At 37.4% G+C, this 16,894-nt stretch carries 19 protein-coding genes and 1 pseudogene; 7 read left to right on the forward strand and 13 right to left on the reverse strand.

Features of this window, described 5'->3' with window-relative positions; translation table 11 throughout:
* Window positions 1-82 precede the first annotated feature (82 nt).
* Together HMPREF8571_RS07525 and HMPREF8571_RS07530 are read right to left on the reverse strand one after the other, a co-directional pair.
* A complete protein-coding gene (locus tag HMPREF8571_RS07525) occupies window positions 83-1,558 on the reverse strand; it encodes a hypothetical protein (RefSeq protein ID WP_000070713.1) in 1,476 nt (491 codons plus the stop codon).
* Window positions 1,551-2,717: a hypothetical protein gene (locus HMPREF8571_RS07530; protein ID WP_000345294.1), complete on the reverse strand. Its 1,167-nt coding sequence runs from the start codon at window positions 2,715-2,717 to the stop codon at window positions 1,551-1,553. Before HMPREF8571_RS07530 ends, HMPREF8571_RS07525 begins: the two co-directional genes overlap by 8 nt.
* Before the next feature lie 126 nt (window positions 2,718-2,843).
* On the opposite strand from HMPREF8571_RS07530, the gene coaB reads away from it, so the two are divergent.
* The 3 genes from coaB to HMPREF8571_RS07545 are packed head-to-tail and all read left to right on the forward strand — an operon-like array spanning window position 2,844 to window position 4,643.
* Entirely contained in the window at window positions 2,844-3,533 is a 690-nt protein-coding gene (gene coaB / locus HMPREF8571_RS07535; RefSeq protein WP_000699523.1) for a phosphopantothenate--cysteine ligase, read from the forward strand.
* 11 nt (window positions 3,534-3,544) lie between these two features.
* Window positions 3,545-4,096, forward strand: coding sequence for a phosphopantothenoylcysteine decarboxylase (coaC, locus tag HMPREF8571_RS07540; protein WP_001274050.1), 552 nt, complete (start codon window positions 3,545-3,547; stop codon window positions 4,094-4,096).
* On the forward strand, window positions 4,080-4,643 hold the full coding sequence (locus HMPREF8571_RS07545; protein WP_000747417.1) for an ECF transporter S component: 564 nt from the start codon (window positions 4,080-4,082) through the stop codon (window positions 4,641-4,643). The genes coaC and HMPREF8571_RS07545 overlap by 17 nt, the downstream gene beginning before the upstream one ends.
* A gap of 39 nt (window positions 4,644-4,682) precedes the next feature.
* Here the strand turns inward: HMPREF8571_RS07545 and HMPREF8571_RS07550 are convergent, their stop codons facing one another.
* Window positions 4,683-5,051 carry a hypothetical protein gene (locus HMPREF8571_RS07550; RefSeq protein ID WP_000600209.1) on the reverse strand — a complete coding sequence of 123 codons (369 nt, stop codon included), beginning with the start codon at window positions 5,049-5,051 and terminating at the stop codon, window positions 4,683-4,685.
* Window positions 5,052-5,186: 135 nt separating this feature from the next.
* On the opposite strand from HMPREF8571_RS07550, the gene HMPREF8571_RS07555 reads away from it, so the two are divergent.
* Both HMPREF8571_RS07555 and HMPREF8571_RS07560 read left to right on the forward strand, forming a co-directional pair.
* Window positions 5,187-5,714 carry an ECF transporter S component gene (locus HMPREF8571_RS07555; protein ID WP_000354642.1) on the forward strand — a complete coding sequence of 176 codons (528 nt, stop codon included), beginning with the start codon at window positions 5,187-5,189 and terminating at the stop codon, window positions 5,712-5,714.
* 11 nt (window positions 5,715-5,725) lie between these two features.
* Window positions 5,726-6,241 carry a transcription repressor NadR gene (locus HMPREF8571_RS07560; protein WP_000159157.1) on the forward strand — a complete coding sequence of 172 codons (516 nt, stop codon included), beginning with the start codon at window positions 5,726-5,728 and terminating at the stop codon, window positions 6,239-6,241.
* Here the strand turns inward: HMPREF8571_RS07560 and HMPREF8571_RS11110 are convergent.
* The 10 genes and pseudogenes from HMPREF8571_RS11110 to uvrB form a co-directional block, all read right to left on the reverse strand.
* Window positions 6,238-6,387, reverse strand: a pseudogene (locus HMPREF8571_RS11110) (NUDIX hydrolase); the annotation flags it as partial. The gene HMPREF8571_RS07560 and the pseudogene HMPREF8571_RS11110 sit on opposite strands and share 4 nt — an antisense overlap.
* A gap of 123 nt (window positions 6,388-6,510) precedes the next feature.
* A complete protein-coding gene (locus tag HMPREF8571_RS07565; RefSeq protein WP_000342212.1) occupies window positions 6,511-7,278 on the reverse strand; it encodes a class I SAM-dependent methyltransferase in 768 nt (255 codons plus the stop codon).
* A gap of 206 nt (window positions 7,279-7,484) precedes the next feature.
* Complete coding sequence (locus HMPREF8571_RS07570; protein WP_000085287.1) at window positions 7,485-7,952, reverse strand: 8-oxo-dGTP diphosphatase; 468 nt, start codon at window positions 7,950-7,952, stop codon at window positions 7,485-7,487.
* Window positions 7,953-7,975: 23 nt separating this feature from the next.
* Complete coding sequence (locus HMPREF8571_RS07575; protein ID WP_000159692.1) at window positions 7,976-8,416, reverse strand: hypothetical protein; 441 nt, start codon at window positions 8,414-8,416, stop codon at window positions 7,976-7,978.
* On the reverse strand, window positions 8,394-8,951 hold the full coding sequence (locus HMPREF8571_RS07580; protein ID WP_000439992.1) for a hypothetical protein: 558 nt from the start codon (window positions 8,949-8,951) through the stop codon (window positions 8,394-8,396). Before HMPREF8571_RS07580 ends, HMPREF8571_RS07575 begins: the two co-directional genes overlap by 23 nt.
* Window positions 8,952-9,446: 495 nt before the next feature.
* Window positions 9,447-9,950 (reverse strand): hypothetical protein, encoded by a 504-nt coding sequence (locus HMPREF8571_RS07590; protein WP_001049378.1) that lies wholly within the window; start codon window positions 9,948-9,950, stop codon window positions 9,447-9,449.
* Between the two features lie 87 nt (window positions 9,951-10,037).
* Complete coding sequence (locus HMPREF8571_RS07595) at window positions 10,038-10,541, reverse strand: GNAT family N-acetyltransferase (RefSeq protein ID WP_001054581.1); 504 nt, start codon at window positions 10,539-10,541, stop codon at window positions 10,038-10,040.
* Window positions 10,507-11,070, reverse strand: a complete 564-nt coding sequence (locus HMPREF8571_RS07600) for a GNAT family N-acetyltransferase (protein ID WP_000262763.1) — start codon at window positions 11,068-11,070, stop codon at window positions 10,507-10,509. Before HMPREF8571_RS07600 ends, HMPREF8571_RS07595 begins: the two co-directional genes overlap by 35 nt.
* An 8-nt stretch (window positions 11,071-11,078) precedes the next feature.
* Window positions 11,079-11,705, reverse strand: coding sequence for an NAD(P)H-dependent oxidoreductase (locus tag HMPREF8571_RS07605; RefSeq protein WP_000699275.1), 627 nt, complete (start codon window positions 11,703-11,705; stop codon window positions 11,079-11,081).
* 14 nt (window positions 11,706-11,719) lie between these two features.
* The gene (gene uvrB / locus HMPREF8571_RS07610; RefSeq protein ID WP_000610404.1) at window positions 11,720-13,708 is read right to left on the reverse strand and encodes an excinuclease ABC subunit UvrB; all 1,989 of its coding nucleotides are present in this window, start codon (window positions 13,706-13,708) and stop codon (window positions 11,720-11,722) included.
* 180 nt (window positions 13,709-13,888) lie between these two features.
* Between uvrB and HMPREF8571_RS07615 the strand changes: the two genes are divergently transcribed.
* Window positions 13,889-16,054 carry an ABC transporter substrate-binding protein/permease gene (locus HMPREF8571_RS07615; protein ID WP_000726964.1) on the forward strand — a complete coding sequence of 722 codons (2,166 nt, stop codon included), beginning with the start codon at window positions 13,889-13,891 and terminating at the stop codon, window positions 16,052-16,054.
* Window positions 16,054-16,794, forward strand: coding sequence for an amino acid ABC transporter ATP-binding protein (locus HMPREF8571_RS07620; RefSeq protein ID WP_001096337.1), 741 nt, complete (start codon window positions 16,054-16,056; stop codon window positions 16,792-16,794). Before HMPREF8571_RS07615 ends, HMPREF8571_RS07620 begins: the two co-directional genes overlap by 1 nt.
* The last annotated feature ends 100 nt before the right edge of the window (window positions 16,795-16,894 follow it).

Below are 16,894 nucleotides of genomic sequence, written 5' to 3' on the forward strand. Positions count from 1 at the left end.
CAATATTTTAGGGTATATAATAGCGATTTTTAAATTTTTATATGCTTTTATAGTTTTAGACTATAAAGAATCTGAAAATAATCTAGTCAAGAAAATAATTATCAATTTCAGACAAATCGTGGAGAATTTTATTATCTTCAATTTCTAAACTTTCTGCCATCTCAATAGAGTACTCAAACCTAAGTTTAGTATTTATTGACAAATCAAACGAATATGCTTGTATTTCACCCAATTTTTTATACTTTTCTATGATTTCGTTGTAAATGACAAGATAATTTTCGTCTAAAGATTTTATGTAACTATTCAGATTTTCCCTGTAATCTTGAATTATTCTTTGTTCTCTTTCATTTAATATTCCCTTACCTATCTCCCAAATTATTGAAGAGGATATTGAACCTACTACAGAACCTAGAACAGGTATTGGAATCATGATCTGACCAACACAAGCACCAATTGTAGCAAAGGAAGAATCTATTACATTTAATGTCAAGAGATTCATAAATTCATCTTGAGTTATTTCAGAAGATCTGAATCTCAAAATAACATCTATCATCCCATAAGTAGCCATTACTAAAGCACTGGCATTTGGAGCGCTAATACCCAAAATATTTGTTAATCCGTATATTGAATATCCTGATATCGCTCCACTTGCAACTCCATATAATGAATTCAATCCACAATCTAACCAATCTGATTGTTCGAATTCAAAAATACTTTTTCCTTCTTTACATTTTCCATACACACTTGACAATAAAGCTAAACCACCCTGTAAAAATGCTGCGTTTCTTGCAACTTTGGTAGCTTCTTTTAAATTCGGTAATGCGTGTTTTTGCGCTACTAATCGTCTTTCATTTAATTCCTGTTGTTTCAGTCTAACTGTTTTACGAATATTCTTCTCTTCAGAATCTAAAAGAGAATGAATTGAATTTTTTTGTGCATCTTTATAATCTAGAACAGAGGCTTTCATCCATGATTTATACGAAGTAAGTCCCTTGCTTTTGGTAATATCATTGATTTTTTGTCGTATATCCGTAATTTGTTTAACAGACAATCTTTTACCATTCAATTCTACTTCTTTTGCACCAGCCATTATTTTTTCAAATACTAGTACGTGATCTTTTGGAAACATCATTTTCATTTTTGCACTGTAAAGAAATGATTGATCTAGTTCATCACGTAAATTATTGTAAAACTTCATTTGAATGGTATTTCTACCAATTAATAAATCGGCAGGTCCATTGTCATTCAATACTTTTACAATAGGATTTAACCCTTCAAGAGCTCTCCTTGCATTTACAATTCCTGCTTCTGCAAATTCAGCTATAAACCCGTGACTACCGTAGTCTCCTCCACGCTTCTTTAGAATAACGTCTTCAATATTGTCTCTAGTATAGTTTATGATTTTTGAGGCATTATCCTTGTTTAAGATGACTTTGCCTGCTTCATCCTCTATGATTTTCATAGCAATTTGTAAGTCTTGAATCCTTAAATGATTTAAACAATTGACATATGCACCAATACCTTGGTTAAAAGCCTGATTAAAAATTTGATTACTCATTTATTCTAATTTCCTTATTTACCATAGCAGTCAATGATAGAGTTGAATTCACTAAAGCACCTGCTTGATATTTTTCGTCATCAGTAAATAAGCTATAGTCCATCCCAGTTAAAGATAAATTAGCTAAATAAATTCCTTCTGTTTGTTTTTCGGTTAGTTCTATTAATTTCGTAACTTCTATTACTCTTTCTTTAAGTTGTCTAGCCAATAATTCTATCTTTTTTTGTTCCTCTATAGCCTCTTTTGCAACTTCTTCATTTTTCCTATTAGCTAATACACCAGCGCTTACAGAAGCGGTCAACATAACTCCTGCAATTCCCCAACCAACGGGACCAGCCAATGCTAAAAATGCCTTTCCCGCTGCCATACCACCGCCACCAGCTGCTACGCTTCCACCACCTAACCAAGCTATTGCTGCACTTTCTGCAGCTGCACCTGAAAGAGTAGAAATAGCAGTTCCTGTTGATGCGACACCAAAAGTAGTTGCGACTCCCATAGCCGCAGTAGGACCTAAAGTTGCAACTGTGACTCCTAAAGCACTTAAAGAAGCTGTAGCCGCAGTACTACCACTTGCTAATTCAGCTTCCTTAATTGACTGTGAAATAGCAATTTGCTTATCTTCAAAATTCTGAATTTCAACATCAATTTCTTCTAATTTTGTTTCAAACTCTTTTGGTTTATTTGCTAGTTTGTTAATTCTTTCTTCAACAATTTTCACAACTTTGATAGCTTTATCCCTAACCTGATAAAGTTCTATTGATTTATTAGCCAAGTTATCCGCTTCCTCATTATAACAACTAATAGCTTCATTATATCCATCAACAGCTTCTTGTCTTAGTTTAGAATTAAAAAGGTCTACCGATTCAATTTGTTCTTTTGTATTATTCGCGATTTTCCCAGCTTCGTTAAATGTTTGAGAAGTCACATTTGATATCTGATTTGCTACATCTCCAGCAACTTCAACGGCTTTCCCTGAGACATCTGAGACAACATTACCTACTTGGCCTGATACTTCACCTATAGTTTTTGCAGATTCTGTAATAACTTCTCCAGTAAATTTACTCGCTTCATTTAAGGCTTCGCTAGTAGCAGAACCGACATCGTTCAATACTTTCCCAGCTTCCTTTGCAATGTTGTCTGCAAATTTAAAAAAATCCATAATAATACCTCTTTTAATTTACTTAGATTCATTATCTTATTTATTACAATAAATGTCAATAATAATATATAGTCCATTTTAAACGCTTTCTTTGACTTGCATTTCATTTTTTTGTACAATAGTCCTATGAAAATTTTAGTTACGTCAGGCGGTACAAGTGAAGCAATCGATAGCGTCCGCTCTATCACGAATCACTCGACTGGTCGCTTGGGGAAAATCATCACCGAAACCCTACTTGCTGCTGGTCATGAGGTTTGTCTGATTACTACTCCTAGTGCTCTTAAGCCAGAACCTCATCCCCATCTAACCATTCTAGAAATCAAAAATACGAATGATCTTCTTTTAGAAATGAAAGAGTGTGTTCAAGATTATCAGGTCTTGATTCATTCGATGGCAGTTTCTGACTACACTCCTGTTTATATGACTGGACTAGATGAAGTTAAGACGAGCTCTAATCTGGAAGATTTATTAGATAAGAAAAATAAAGAATCTAAGATTTCTTCAACTGATGAGGTGCAGGTTTTGTTTTTGAAAAAAACACCCAAGATTATCTCTCTAGTCAAAGAGTGGAATCCTTCTATTCATTTGATTGGTTTCAAACTGTTGGTTGATGTTACTGAGGATCATCTTATTGAAGTTGCTAGACAGAGTCTTGTCAAGAACCAAGCAGACTTGATCATAGCAAATGATCTTACTCAAATCTCAGCATATCAGCATCGGGCAATTTTGGTTGAGAAAGATCGTCTTCAAACCGTTCAAACCAAAGAAGAAATTGCGAACCTCCTCCTTGATAAAATTCATACATACGATTCATAGAAAGGAAAGCTATGGCAAACATTCTGATTGCAGTGACAGGTTCCATTGCCTCCTATAAAGCAGCTGATCTAGTCAGTTCTTTGAAAAAACAAGGCCATGATGTCACTGTCTTAATGACCGAGGCGGCAAGAGAGTTTATCCAGCCTTTGACACTACAGGTACTCTCACAAAATCCAGTTCACCTTGATGTCATGCAGGAACCCTATCCTAATCAAGTCAATCATATCGAAAGAGGAAAAGAAACAGACCTTTTTATCGTTGTCCCTGCTACTGCCAATACCATTGCCAAACTTGCGCACGGTTTTGCGGATAATATGGTGACCAGTACGGCTCTTGCCCTACCAAGTCACATCCCTAAACTCTTAGCGCCAGCCATGAATACAAAGATGTATGACCATCCGGCAACTCAGACAAACCTTAAAACTTTAGAAACATATGGTTACAAGCTTATCTCTCCAAAAGAATCCTTACTTGCATGTGGTGACTACGGAAGGGGAGCTTTGGCAGACCTGGATATTATTTTAGAAAGAATAAAGGAAACACTCAATGAAAAAACGCTCTAATATTGCTCCGATTGCTATCTTTTTTGCGACCATGTTGGTCATTCACTTTCTGAGCTCACTCTTATTTAATCTATTCCCATTCCCAATTAAACCAACTATCGTACATGTTCCTGTTATTATTGCAAGTATTATTTACGGCCCACGAGTTGGTGTTACACTCGGTTTCTTGATGGGGCTACTCAGCTTGACGGTTAACACGATTACAATCCTTCCAACCAGCTACCTCTTCTCTCCATTCGTACCGAACGGAAACATCTATTCAGCAATGATTGCCATCCTACCTCGTATTTTGATCGGTCTGACACCTTATCTAGTTTATAAATTATTAAAAAACAGAACGGGTCTCATCATTGCCGGAGCTCTTGGTTCACTTACAAATACAGTCTTTGTACTTGGGGGAATCTTCTTCCTTTTTGGAAGTGTCTTCGATGGAAATATCCAAAAACTCCTAGCAACCGTTATTTCAACCAACTCAATTGCTGAGCTTGTCATCTCTGCAGTTCTAACAGTAGCAATTGTCCCACGTTTACAAACCTTGAAAAAATAAAACAACTCCACTTTCGTACTGAAGGTGGAGTTTTCATATTTAAAGCATGAGAATAATCAAAAGGATGTGAACACCGAGTCTCACTACGTGATGTGAAAGAGGAGTTGGTTCTTGGTTTCTCTGACTATCCAAGTATATACTTAACGACAATAAAATCAAACCAAAAGTAATCATCATATTGACAAAATGAACAATTTCTAACATGATTCCTATAACTTCCATATAGTAAAATCCTACTAAGGGATTAAAGACAAGTGAAAGAGCCAGGGTGCCTGCTAATAGAGAGATTAACGAAAGGACCAATAAACTATAAACTATAAAACGAGTCCAACCTGAGACAACTTTCCCTTCTTTTCTCTGCTTTGACATCATCACGATTACCACGATTAGGTAAACAAAAAGTATCATCACAATTTCTCCTCGGTTCCTATTATTCTTTACCACATTTTAACCAAATATGTCTTAAAAATCAATATTGGACCTTGACTTGGCTGATTATTTATTGTACTATACTTTTGTATATACAGATAAATGGAGGTTCTTATGGATATACGGAAAAAAACGCAGTTTATGACCATGACTGCCCTACTCACTGCAATAGCGATTTTGATTCCAATCATTATGCCTTTTAAAATCGTTATCCCACCGGCTTCTTACACATTGGGAAGTCATATCCCCATCTTTATCGCCATGTTTCTTTCGCCTTTGATGGCTGCTTTTGTGATTATTGCTTCTAGTCTTGGCTTCCTGATGGCAGGCTATCCCATGGTTATCGTCCTGCGTGCCTTCTCTCACATCGTTTTTGGTACTTTGGGGGCTTTGTACTTAAAGAAATTCCCTGAAACCTTGGATAAACCAAAGACATCTTGGATTTTTAACTTTGTTTTGGGTGTTGTTCATGCTATCGCTGAAGTAATAGCTTGTATCATCTTCTATGCTACTTCAGGGACAAATGTTGAAAATATGTTTTATGTTCTCTTTGTTCTAGTTGGTTTTGGTACAATTATCCATAGTATGGTAGACTATACATTAGCACTAGCTGTCTTTAAAGTGCTTCGAAAACGTCGCTAAAAGGGAAAACTATGACAAAAGATCGCAAACAGGCACTTCTCAAACTCTTAAAAGAGGCACCAAAAGCCCTCAATGGCCAAACCTTGGCTGAACACTTTCATGTCACTCGTCAGATCATTGTACAAGACATAGCCATTCTTCGAGCTGATGGGGCTCCTATCCTATCCACAAATCGTGGCTATATCTATAAAGAAAATAATACCAGTCCTTACGTTCACAAACTATTTAAGGTCAAACATGAGATGGAAGAAATAGGTCAAGAACTTCTAGCTATTGTAGATAATGGCGGACGTGTTCAGAATACTTTGATCGACCATCCAGTTTATGGAGAAATTGAGACCCTACTCAAACTCACCTGTCGTCGAGATGTCCAACATTTTTTAGAGCAAGTCGAGAACTCTGACTTTAGACCACTTTCTGAATTGACGGATGGCACCCATTACCACCTTGTTGAAGCCGAAACACAACAAGACCTCCACTATATCGAGGAGGCCTTGGATAAACTTGGTTATTTAGTAAAAGACTAGAAGGTTTTCTTTTCCCATCCGTCCTCTGTACGGTGGCGATAGAAGAACTCTGACTTGTCAGGTGCTTCCATCATTTCCATCAAAGGCAGCATATCATAGGCCAGTTCCAAGTTTGGAATCTGGTCTTTTTGCACCCAAGATACTTCTTCAAATCTAAAAATTTGAGGTTTATATATGGAGAATTAGCTGTAACATGCTCTAAACACTATCCCTTTAATTTTACATTGAAAATCTTCTCAATAATTTTTTACAATTTCGTTCCCTTAATTTTACTTTCGAGCGATAAACATACCATATTCTTTAGGAATGATCAACATACCATTATTAAACTCACTTTCCAATCTTTTACGTATTATTTCTTCTTCTAACGAACCTATTTCTGAAATTCCTTTAAAGGATTGGATGTATTTAACTAGGTCATCTATACTAGTTACCTGTAACTCATCATCATAGAGCAATATATCGACAGAGTTAAAGTACCTACTTAGGTAACTTTCGCCATTTTGTAAAGTAAAAGTTTTATTTTCCAAATCTTGATTAACCTCATCTTTAAATAAGCCTGCCAAATAATCTACAACTCCATTTTCACCAAATGTAGCACAGTAAAAAATTCCGCCTGTTTTTAAGACTCTATTCACCTCAGAGAGCGCTTTAGGAATATCATTTACATGATGTAGAAGCATATTTGCAATAACAATATCAAATGTTTCATTCTCAAAAGAAATCTTTTGAATATCCATTATTTCATAGTCGACATTGTCTCTATTTCCAATCACTGACTTCGTTGTTTTTACCATATCTTTAGAAAAATCTGTAATAACCAACTGCTTCATTTTATCTATAGAATCACTGTTACTTTTCCACAGTTCTCCTGTACCACATCCCAATTCTAGAACCTTTACTTCATTAGTGATTTGGTAGTTGGAAAATATCCAATTGTTAAATCCTAATTTATTTTTTGAATACTTCTTATGTATGTTTACTCTAATATCAAGATTATCTTGTTTTGCATATTGTTCAATTACTTTATCATCCATTTTCTGGTACTTCCTTTCACATCTTAAGATTATAGCATAAAATAAAACAATCTCCGATTTCAGAATGGAAGGTGGAGATTGTTCAAAATATAGATAGAAAAGAATAATAAGAATTTTAGAAATAATCAGTTGGCTTACTTCGCCATACTTAGCCTATATTTCAGTACCTTCCTTTAAAGAATAACACCTATCAACTAATCATAGAACTAAAAAATTTCTTTCTCCCATCCGTCCTCCTTACGGTGGCGATAGAAGAACTCAGACTTGTCAGGTGCTTCCATCATTTCCATCAAAGGCAACATATCATAGGCCAGATCCAAATTTGGAATCTGGTCTTTTTGCACCCAAGAAACTTCTCCTTCTTCTGAGGATTGGAGATTTCCAGTAAACTCTGTCGCTTTATAGCAAACGACGATGTAGCGCCCACCTGTATCTAAGGGCCAGTTTTTAATGCCGACTAGTTGTGGATTCTGAATCGTTAGGCCTGTTTCTTCATAAATCTCACGAATGACAGACTCGGCAAAGGCCTCGCCATTCTCAACATGACCTCCTGGAAAGGCATAGCCAGACCAGCGATTGTTTTCAGGAGAGCGATATTGCATGACTACTCGCTTAGTTTCAATGTCTTCAATCAGACAGATATTGGTTAAAATGGTTGCTTGCGCACGGGACATAGATTTGCTCGCTTTCTAAGTTGTTATATGCCTTTTTCGAACTTGATATCAGATTTCATGATGAATGGATTAATCAACTCGTGATGTTCATAAGTAGTACGAGCCAAAAAACCTCTAGAAATGATGATTTCTTTATCTTGTATATGATAGTCTATATTAATAGGAATGGTTGGATCCGAGATAATTGACAAAGCAAAAAATGCTGCAAACCAAAGATAAAGTGCCACCAATCCACTAAATATTTGAAAAATAAGGTGATACCATTTAGCATTTCTTGTTCTATAAAAGATTCTCCAGGGATGAATTAAGAAGGTCAAACAAAGAATGAAAAACCAACTATTCCACAAAATCGGCGTAAAAGATAGTCCAAAAACCAACAACACCAAATGAAGAACCACAAAGGTCAGCAAAGCCAAATAAAGTGTCTTAAACGAAATTAACTTAGTTAGATTTTCTTTTGTCATGATTTTTCCTCTTTTTGTCCTTATATTTCAAAATCACCATCAATATCGCTGGAATGATGAAAAAGATTAGATAGGTAGCAATTGGAAACCAGATGTAGCGATAATCGACAGATAATAGAGAAGGAATTTTTTTAACATTTCTCCCTTTCACCCCAACAAGTAAGTGGAGGAGAAAAATAGGTCCGTTTATGAATAGAAAAGTTTTTAAAAATCCTTTTACTGAAGCCTTATTGCTAAAACCATCTCTAAAAATACCTTGATAGAGTGTGTTCATCAAAAAGACAAAATTCATAATAATTGGCAAGACATAGGACAGTTCTTGATATGGTTTCGGGATAAGTGACGTCCCGAACAACACATACATGATACCAAAAATAGAAAATAATATTATGCCACCATCCATTAAAGAAGCAAGCTTTGGATGCCTTTCCATCCACAATTGGACGTGAGCTACCAAAGAATACTTTTTCTGGATTTTTCTCATTTTTCTGTTCTGTTGTTTGACCTTCTTTTGTCTCTTAATCTTTCGTTCCATTTACGCCTCCTTCTTCTCTTTTCTATCCGTATAATCAAAAGCAGAATGCCCAGCCCCAAGAAAAAGAAAAAGAGATAACTTACAATAGGAAACCAGGCATAGGCTGGATCCATAGAAATTATAGGAGGGGAATTCGTTGTCTTGCGACGTCCTAGCCAATTCAGACCTACCAAGAGATGAATGGGAAAAAGAAGACCATTGAAACCAATAAATATCCATGAAAAGTAACGCCATTTCTGAAGTTTATCACTACTAAAACGAAGGACTAGGATATAAGTTGATACGATCAGAAGGATAAGATTGAAACTTAAGGGGGAAAGATAATTTAAGTTTGGGAATGGAGAACTAATGAAAGAGACGGCGAGAAATGACACAAACATAGATCCAAATAACACACTCGTATCCAAGAGTTGACCAATCTTTCGATGCCTTTCCAACCAAAGAGAAAACCTTTTAGTCCAAGAAGACTTTTCGTTTGTCTTGTACTTCATTTGTCTACTCATCTTCATTTTCTTCTACTCCTTTTTTTGAACCTTTAGAGAGAAAGAAGATTGCTAAAGTTAACATCAAGACTAGAAGGTAGACGACAATAGGAAACCAGATATAGGAAGACTCCAGTGAAAACAAAGGTGAGAGAACAACTCTTCCTCTTTTTCTCACACCAATCAGTTGAAAAATGAAGCTAAGGACATTGATATAAATAAAGGGTTCACAAAATCTTTTAAGGGTCCTTTCTTTTTCCGTTTTCACTGACAAAAAGAGAGCATAGAACCTATTACCCAAGATAAAAAGATTCAATTGCAATGGAAACAAGAGTTCTCTGTACCGAAAATCAGCTGGAATGCTTTTGTTCTGTGATGTTGTAAATTCTATAACTAGGAACAAGCTGATATAAAAGAACATCTCAAGCATAAATTTGACAAATCGATGCCCTTGTAACCAAAAACGAACAGAATCTAACCCTGATGATTTCTCATAAGTTTTCTCTTTCAAATTCATAGTAACTTCCCTCTATTTAAAATATATTCTAAAACGTAATTGTTTGTTCATTGTATAATCAGAAAAAAATCGCAATTGCCCCAGCATTTAACTCTCAAATTCTGATGATTTCTTATATACCATTCTAATTTCAGTGATCGGTTTTCCTAGTTCAAGTATTTTTTCTTGACCATCAAAAGTAAAACCCATTTTTTGATAAAAAGCAATGGCTCGCTTATTCTCTTTTAATACCCATAAGAATATTTCAGAGAACTGTTCAAGAGTCGTCAGAGCTTCCTTCATTAACTTCTGAGCAATACCTTTTCCATAATAGTCTTTTAAAACATATAAGGCAATAATTTCGCCAGCTTGAATAGCCACATCACGAAAGTTTCCATAACTGATAAAACCAACTACCTTCATGCCATCCATCGCAATCAATGTATTTTCTGGATATTTTTGACTAAAGAATCGACATCTTTCTAATGTCATCGTCTCCTGAAATTCTGCAGGTAAAAGGTCATCATAAGCCTCTCTCCACGTTTGCCAATGAACGAAGGATTTACCTTCTATCTCTTCAGGAGTTTCCATTTGTTTGATAGTTAGGTTCATTTATTTTACTCCATTCTTCTCTCAAAATACCATATTTAATACTATCAAAATATTTGCCTTGGTAATAACGAACTTTTGGAATATGAGCTTCTTTTTTCATTCTTAATTTTTCAGCCAATTTCATCATACCAAAATTTCCTGACCAAGTTGTCAAACCAAGATGCTCCAACTCCAAGTAATCCTGAAATGTCCGATCTATCCACTGTAGCATAGCAGCTTTTCCAATGCCAGAGTTCCAAAACTTGTTATCATAAATACAAATCCCCAATTCCATCCATCTTGTTTGTTTACATACCCAGTAGCGCGAAACAGTCCCAACAAGTTTATCATCAACAAAAATACCAAGGCGATTTGAGTTGTTTAGAGTAGATTCTGATTTTTGTAGTTTAAATTCTTGAAAATTAGGAAAATGCTGATAATCGTCATAATAGGGAGCATCATACTGCTTCCAAATTGGATTAGATTGTGAATAAGCAATTTCCCACAAAGACACCAAATCTCCTTCAATTAGTTTTCTTAAATAAACCATACTTTTTCCTAATCCAACGCCTTGACTTCCTCAGCAACTTTTTGCAGATATTTTTGTCTTGTAGAATTTGTATTCACCTCACGCCCTAACTCACCCAAAATTGAAACTTTCTTTGTTTTAATACCGCAGTGATTTAGGACAGCATTCTTTAATACTGATATTCCATAACTGTCTGGAATATTGATAGAGCCTGAAAATACTTTGTACCACCATGTTGGTGCCATGGATGTTGCGTAAATACTGGCTGTTTTTCCTTTTAGTAACTTTTTAAACTGCTGACCTCTTAAGTAGTTCCAAATAAAACTTCCTTTATTATTGGCAGAGTAAGCAATTCCTGGCGTGAAAACACGATCGATCCAACCCTTCAATAAACTAGGCATACTACTCCACCAAATTGGATAAACAAAAATGAAATGATCTGCCCACTGGATTAATTCCTGAGAGCGAAGTATGAAAGAGTCCTCTTCCATACGTTTTCGATAACCATAACGTAATACGGGATCAAAATCTATCTCATTTAGATTAATAGATTCAAGCTCATGATGATTTGAGTCAATATTTTCTACAATCGTTTGAAAAATTTCTTGACAGAAACTGCCCTTGTCAGGATGTCCATTGATGACTAAAATTTTCATTCGTTCTCTCCTATCTAATCCAACGCCTTCACTTCCAACATCATATCACGAATCTGAGCTGCGAGTTCAAAGTCAAGCACTTCGACGGCTTCTTGCATTTGTTTTTCGAGTTTTTTAACGAGTTCCTTGCGCTCTTGTTTGTTGAGGCTATTGATATCGACTTCCTTGTCCTCTTCCTTAGCAACTGCCTTGGTCACAGCAATCAGGTCACGGATTTCTTTCTTAATGGTTTGAGGTACGATACCATGCTCTTCATTATAAGCCATCTGGATTTTCCGACGGCGAGCCGTTTCATCAATGGCACGTTGCATAGACTGAGTCATCGTGTCCGCATACATGATGACATGCCCTTCGCTATTACGAGCAGCACGTCCAATGGTCTGAATCAATCCACGCTCGTTACGGAGGAATCCTTCCTTGTCAGCATCGAGAATAGCAACCAAGCTTACCTCAGGAACGTCAATCCCTTCGCGGAGCAGGTTGATTCCGACCAAGACATCAAAGACACCCAAGCGTAGGTCACGGATAATCTCCGTTCGCTCCAAGGTTTTGATGTCCGAGTGCATGTACTTGACCTTGATGCCCATTTCTTTGAAGTAGTCGGTCAAGTCTTCTGCCATTTTCTTGGTCAAGGTTGTAATAAAGGTTCGTTCATTCTTTTCAACACGGGCATTGATTTCACCTAGGAGGTCATCAATCTGTCCCATAGTTGGACGGACTTCCACTTCGGGGTCTAGAAGCCCTGTTGGACGAATGATTTGCTCAATCACTGTCTCGGTCTGTTCATTTTCATAGTCACCTGGTGTTGCTGAAACGTATACAATCTGATGCACATGGCTTTCAAACTCCTCACGACGAAGAGGACGATTATCCAATGCAGACGGCAAGCGGAAACCATAATTAACCAGCATTTCCTTACGAGAACGGTCTCCATTGTACATGCCCTTAATCTGCCCCATGGTCATGTGACTTTCATCAATCATAATCAAGAAATCATCTGGGAAGAAGTCGAGAAGCGTATAAGGAGGCTCTCCTTCGCTCCGTCCATCCATGTGGCGTGAGTAGTTTTCAACACCGTTGGTATAACCCATCTCGCGAAGCATTTCAATATCATACTCTGTCCGCTGTTTCAAACGCTGAGCTTCTAGCAGTTTGCCTTCCCTTTCAAAGACAGCTAACTGCTCCTCCAACTCCGCCTGAATCTTGGCAATAGCAACCTCCATGTGGTCATCATTGGTCACAAAGTGAGTAGCTGGGAAAATCGCCAAATGATCTACTTCTCCCAATACCTGACCTGTCAAAGCCTCAACCTCACGGATACGATCAATCTCATCCCCGAAAAATTCTACTCGAAAAGCGTGTTCATCTCGGGAAGCTGGGAAAATCTCCACCACATCCCCACGAACACGAAATCTTCCCCGTTGGAAATCAATATCATTGCGTTCAAACTGAATATCAACCAAGTCATTCAAAAGTTTATCACGAGAAATCTCAAGACCTGGACGCAGACTAACCACGCTATCAGAGTATTCCTTAGGCGAACCCAAACCATAGATACAAGAGACTGAAGCCACAACGATGACATCATTGCGCTCCAGAAGTGCTGAAGTCGCTGAGTGGCGGAGTTTGTCAATCTCATCATTGACCGAGCTATCCTTCTCAATGTAGGTATCGCTCGAAGGGACATAGGCCTCTGGTTGGTAATAATCATAGTAGGATACGAAGTACTCGACTGCATTTTCAGGGAAAAATTCCTTGAACTCCCCATAGAGCTGACCTGCAAGAGTCTTGTTATGAGCAATGACCAAAGTAGGTTTATTTACTTTGGAAATGACCTGACTCATGGTATAGGTCTTCCCTGTACCCGTCGCCCCCATCAGAATCTGAGCTTTTTCTCCACCCTCAATGTTATCTACCAACTGCTCGATCGCTTGGGGTTGGTCTCCTGAAGGTTCATATTTTGATACTAGTTTAAATTTATTATCTGTAATTCGATTAATCATGATTGCCTCATCTGCATTTTTCTATCCTTCTATTTTACCATAAATTTACTTTTCAGACTCCTCTCTAAGTTGATAAGAGTGAGTATTTCATGTTACATTTCCTTACATAAAATCCATAAAATTTGCCTTTTCATTCATTTTCTGATATAATGGGAAAATATTCGGAAAAGGAGACTAAAAATGAAGAAAAAAATACTAGCATGTTTGCTCATTTTATTTCCCATTTTCTCACTAGGTATGGCAAAAGCTGATACTGTTAAGATTGTGTCTGATACAGCTTACGCACCTTTTGAGTTTAAAGATTCAGATCAAACCTATAAAGGGATTGATGTTGATATTATCAATAAAGTCGCAGAAATCAAAGGATGGAACATCCAAATGTCTTATCCTGGCTTTGATGCAGCTGTAAATGCAGTGCAGTCAGGTCAAGCAGATGCTATTATGGCAGGTATGACAAAAACAAAAGAACGTGAAAATGTCTTTACAATGTCTGATACCTATTATGATACAAAAGTTGTCATTGCTACCACAAAGGCAAATAAAATCACCAAATATGAGGAACTTAGCGGGAAAACAGTTGGAGTTAAGAACGGAACTGCCGCTCAACGTTTCCTCGAAAGTATCAAAGATAAATACGGTTTCTCTATTAAAACCTTTGATACTGGTGATTTGATGAATAACAGTCTAAGTGCTGGTGCTGTAAATGCCATCATGGATGATAAACCTGTTATCGAGTATGCGATTAACCAAGGACAAGATCTCAGCATCAATATGGATGGTGAGGCTGTTGGAAGCTTTGCCTTTGGTGTCAAGAAAGGGAGCAAGTATGAACACTTGGTTACCGAGTTTAACGAAGCCCTAGCACAAATGAAGAAAGATGGTAGCTTGGAGCAAATCATCCAAAAATGGACAGCTTCTACAACTACGGCAAGCCCAACGACAACTACTGCTGCTGGACAAAAAGCTACTCCAGTGAAAAGCAAGTACATTATTGCCAGCGACTCATCTTTCGCCCCATTCGTCTTTCAAAATTCAAGCAATCAATATACCGGTATTGATATGGACCTCATCAAGGCCATTGCCAAAGATCAAGGTTTTGAAATTGAAATTACCAACCCAGGATTTGACGCAGCAATCAGTGCTGTTCAAGCAGGACAAGCAGATGGTATCATTGCTGGTATGTCTGTAACAGATGCCCGTAAGGAAACCTTCGACTTCTCAGAATCATACTACACAGCAAATACGATTCTTGGTGTGAAAGAATCAAGCACCATTGCTTCTTATGAAGACCTCAAGGATAAAACTGTCGGTGTTAAAAACGGGACTGCTTCTCAAACCTTCCTTACCGAGAACCAAAGCAAATACGGTTATAAGATTAAAACCTTTGCAGATGGCGCATCAATGTATGACAGTCTGAATACTGGATCTATCGATGCCGTGATGGATGATGAGCCAGTTCTCAAATATTCTATCAGCCAAGGTCAAAAATTGAAAACGCCAATCGCTGGAACTCCAATCGGAGAAACAGCCTTTGCGGTTAAAAAAGGAACAAACCCAGAATTGATCCAGATGTTCAATAATGGACTTGCGAACCTCAAAGCTAACGGTGAATTCCAAAAGATTCTTGACAAGTATCTAGCTAGCGAAACTTCAACTGACTCTACAAGTACGGTTGACGAAACAACTATCTGGGGCTTGCTTCAAAACAACTACAAACAACTTCTTAGTGGACTTGGAATCACTCTTGCCTTAGCGCTTATTTCATTTGCAATTGCCATTGTCATCGGGATTATCTTCGGTATGTTTAGTGTTAGCCCATACAAATCTCTTCGTCTAATCTCTGAGATTTTCGTTGACGTTATTCGAGGAATTCCATTGATGATTCTTGCAGCCTTTATCTTCTGGGGTATTCCAAACTTCATCGAATCAATTACAGGCCAACAAAGTCCAATCAATGACTTTGTAGCTGGTACTATTGCCCTCTCACTTAATGCGGCAGCTTATATCGCTGAAATTGTTCGTGGTGGGATTCAAGCTGTTCCAGTTGGGCAAATGGAGGCCAGCCGCAGTCTTGGTATCTCTTATGGAAAAACCATGCGTAAGATTATCTTACCACAAGCGACTAAATTGATGTTGCCAAACTTTGTCAACCAATTCGTTATCGCTCTTAAAGATACAACCATCGTGTCTGCTATCGGTTTGGTGGAACTTTTCCAAACTGGTAAGATCATCATCGCCCGTAACTACCAAAGTTTCAAGATGTATGCAATCCTTGCTATCTTCTATCTTGTAATTATCACGCTTTTAACTAGACTAGCGAAACGCTTAGAAAAGAGGATTCGTTAATGGCAAAACTAAAAATTGATGTAAATGATTTGCATAAGTATTATGGAAAAAATGAAGTTTTAAAAGGTATTACGACTAAATTCTATGAAGGAGATGTTGTCTGTATCATCGGTCCTTCTGGTTCTGGTAAATCCACTTTCCTCCGTAGCCTTAACCTTCTCGAGGAGGTAACGAGTGGCCACATCACAGTAAATGGTTATGATTTGACTGAAAAATCAACCAATGTCGACCATGTTCGCGAAAACGTGGGAATGGTCTTCCAACACTTCAACCTCTTCCCACACATGTCCGTCCTAGAAAATATCACTTTTGCACCTATTGAACACAAACGGATGACCAAAGAAGAAGCTGAAAAATTGGGGATGGAGTTGCTGGAGAAAGTCGGTCTTGCAGACAAAGCTAATGCTAATCCAGATAGCCTTTCAGGTGGTCAGAAACAGCGTGTAGCTATCGCTCGTGGACTTGCCATGAATCCTGATATCATGCTCTTTGATGAGCCAACTTCCGCTCTTGACCCTGAAATGGTTGGAGATGTACTGAATGTTATGAAGGAATTGGCAGAACAAGGCATGACCATGATTATCGTAACCCATGAGATGGGATTTGCTCGTCAGGTGGCTAACCGTGTTATCTTTACGGCTGATGGTGAATTCCTGGAAGATGGAACTCCAGATCAAATCTTCGATAACCCGCAACACCCTCGTCTAAAAGAATTCTTGGACAAGGTCTTAAATGTATAAAACAAAACTGTAAGGTTCTCCTTACAGTTTTTTAATTGCGTATTGGATTTTTTGTTTTTTTGAAAATTATGATAAAATAAAAACTATGATAATGAGGAAA

This window comes from Streptococcus mitis ATCC 6249 (assembly GCF_000146585.1).
GTDB lineage: Bacteria > Bacillota > Bacilli > Lactobacillales > Streptococcaceae > Streptococcus > Streptococcus mitis_AZ.

What these genes read in the sequence shown, in the direction of transcription:
- HMPREF8571_RS07575 (WP_000159692.1), bottom strand. Translation starts at nt 8,416, where the DNA reads ATGACAAAAGAAAATCTAACTAAGTTAATTTCGTTTAAGACACTTTAT.
- HMPREF8571_RS07620 (WP_001096337.1), top strand. Translation starts at nt 16,054, where the DNA reads ATGGCAAAACTAAAAATTGATGTAAATGATTTGCATAAGTATTATGGA.
- HMPREF8571_RS07600 (WP_000262763.1), bottom strand. Translation starts at nt 11,070, where the DNA reads ATGGTTTATTTAAGAAAACTAATTGAAGGAGATTTGGTGTCTTTGTGG.
- HMPREF8571_RS07605 (WP_000699275.1), bottom strand. Translation starts at nt 11,705, where the DNA reads ATGAAAATTTTAGTCATCAATGGACATCCTGACAAGGGCAGTTTCTGT.
- HMPREF8571_RS07615 (WP_000726964.1), top strand. Translation starts at nt 13,889, where the DNA reads ATGAAGAAAAAAATACTAGCATGTTTGCTCATTTTATTTCCCATTTTC.
- HMPREF8571_RS07560 (WP_000159157.1), top strand. Translation starts at nt 5,726, where the DNA reads ATGACAAAAGATCGCAAACAGGCACTTCTCAAACTCTTAAAAGAGGCA.
- coaB (WP_000699523.1), top strand. Translation starts at nt 2,844, where the DNA reads ATGAAAATTTTAGTTACGTCAGGCGGTACAAGTGAAGCAATCGATAGC.
- HMPREF8571_RS07525 (WP_000070713.1), bottom strand. Translation starts at nt 1,558, where the DNA reads ATGAGTAATCAAATTTTTAATCAGGCTTTTAACCAAGGTATTGGTGCA.
- HMPREF8571_RS07580 (WP_000439992.1), bottom strand. Translation starts at nt 8,951, where the DNA reads ATGGAACGAAAGATTAAGAGACAAAAGAAGGTCAAACAACAGAACAGA.
- HMPREF8571_RS07530 (WP_000345294.1), bottom strand. Translation starts at nt 2,717, where the DNA reads ATGGATTTTTTTAAATTTGCAGACAACATTGCAAAGGAAGCTGGGAAA.
- uvrB (WP_000610404.1), bottom strand. Translation starts at nt 13,708, where the DNA reads ATGATTAATCGAATTACAGATAATAAATTTAAACTAGTATCAAAATAT.
- HMPREF8571_RS07555 (WP_000354642.1), top strand. Translation starts at nt 5,187, where the DNA reads ATGGATATACGGAAAAAAACGCAGTTTATGACCATGACTGCCCTACTC.
- HMPREF8571_RS07550 (WP_000600209.1), bottom strand. Translation starts at nt 5,051, where the DNA reads ATGATACTTTTTGTTTACCTAATCGTGGTAATCGTGATGATGTCAAAG.
- HMPREF8571_RS07590 (WP_001049378.1), bottom strand. Translation starts at nt 9,950, where the DNA reads ATGAATTTGAAAGAGAAAACTTATGAGAAATCATCAGGGTTAGATTCT.
- coaC (WP_001274050.1), top strand. Translation starts at nt 3,545, where the DNA reads ATGGCAAACATTCTGATTGCAGTGACAGGTTCCATTGCCTCCTATAAA.
- HMPREF8571_RS07545 (WP_000747417.1), top strand. Translation starts at nt 4,080, where the DNA reads ATGAAAAAACGCTCTAATATTGCTCCGATTGCTATCTTTTTTGCGACC.
- HMPREF8571_RS07570 (WP_000085287.1), bottom strand. Translation starts at nt 7,952, where the DNA reads ATGTCCCGTGCGCAAGCAACCATTTTAACCAATATCTGTCTGATTGAA.
- HMPREF8571_RS07595 (WP_001054581.1), bottom strand. Translation starts at nt 10,541, where the DNA reads ATGAACCTAACTATCAAACAAATGGAAACTCCTGAAGAGATAGAAGGT.
- HMPREF8571_RS07565 (WP_000342212.1), bottom strand. Translation starts at nt 7,278, where the DNA reads ATGGATGATAAAGTAATTGAACAATATGCAAAACAAGATAATCTTGAT.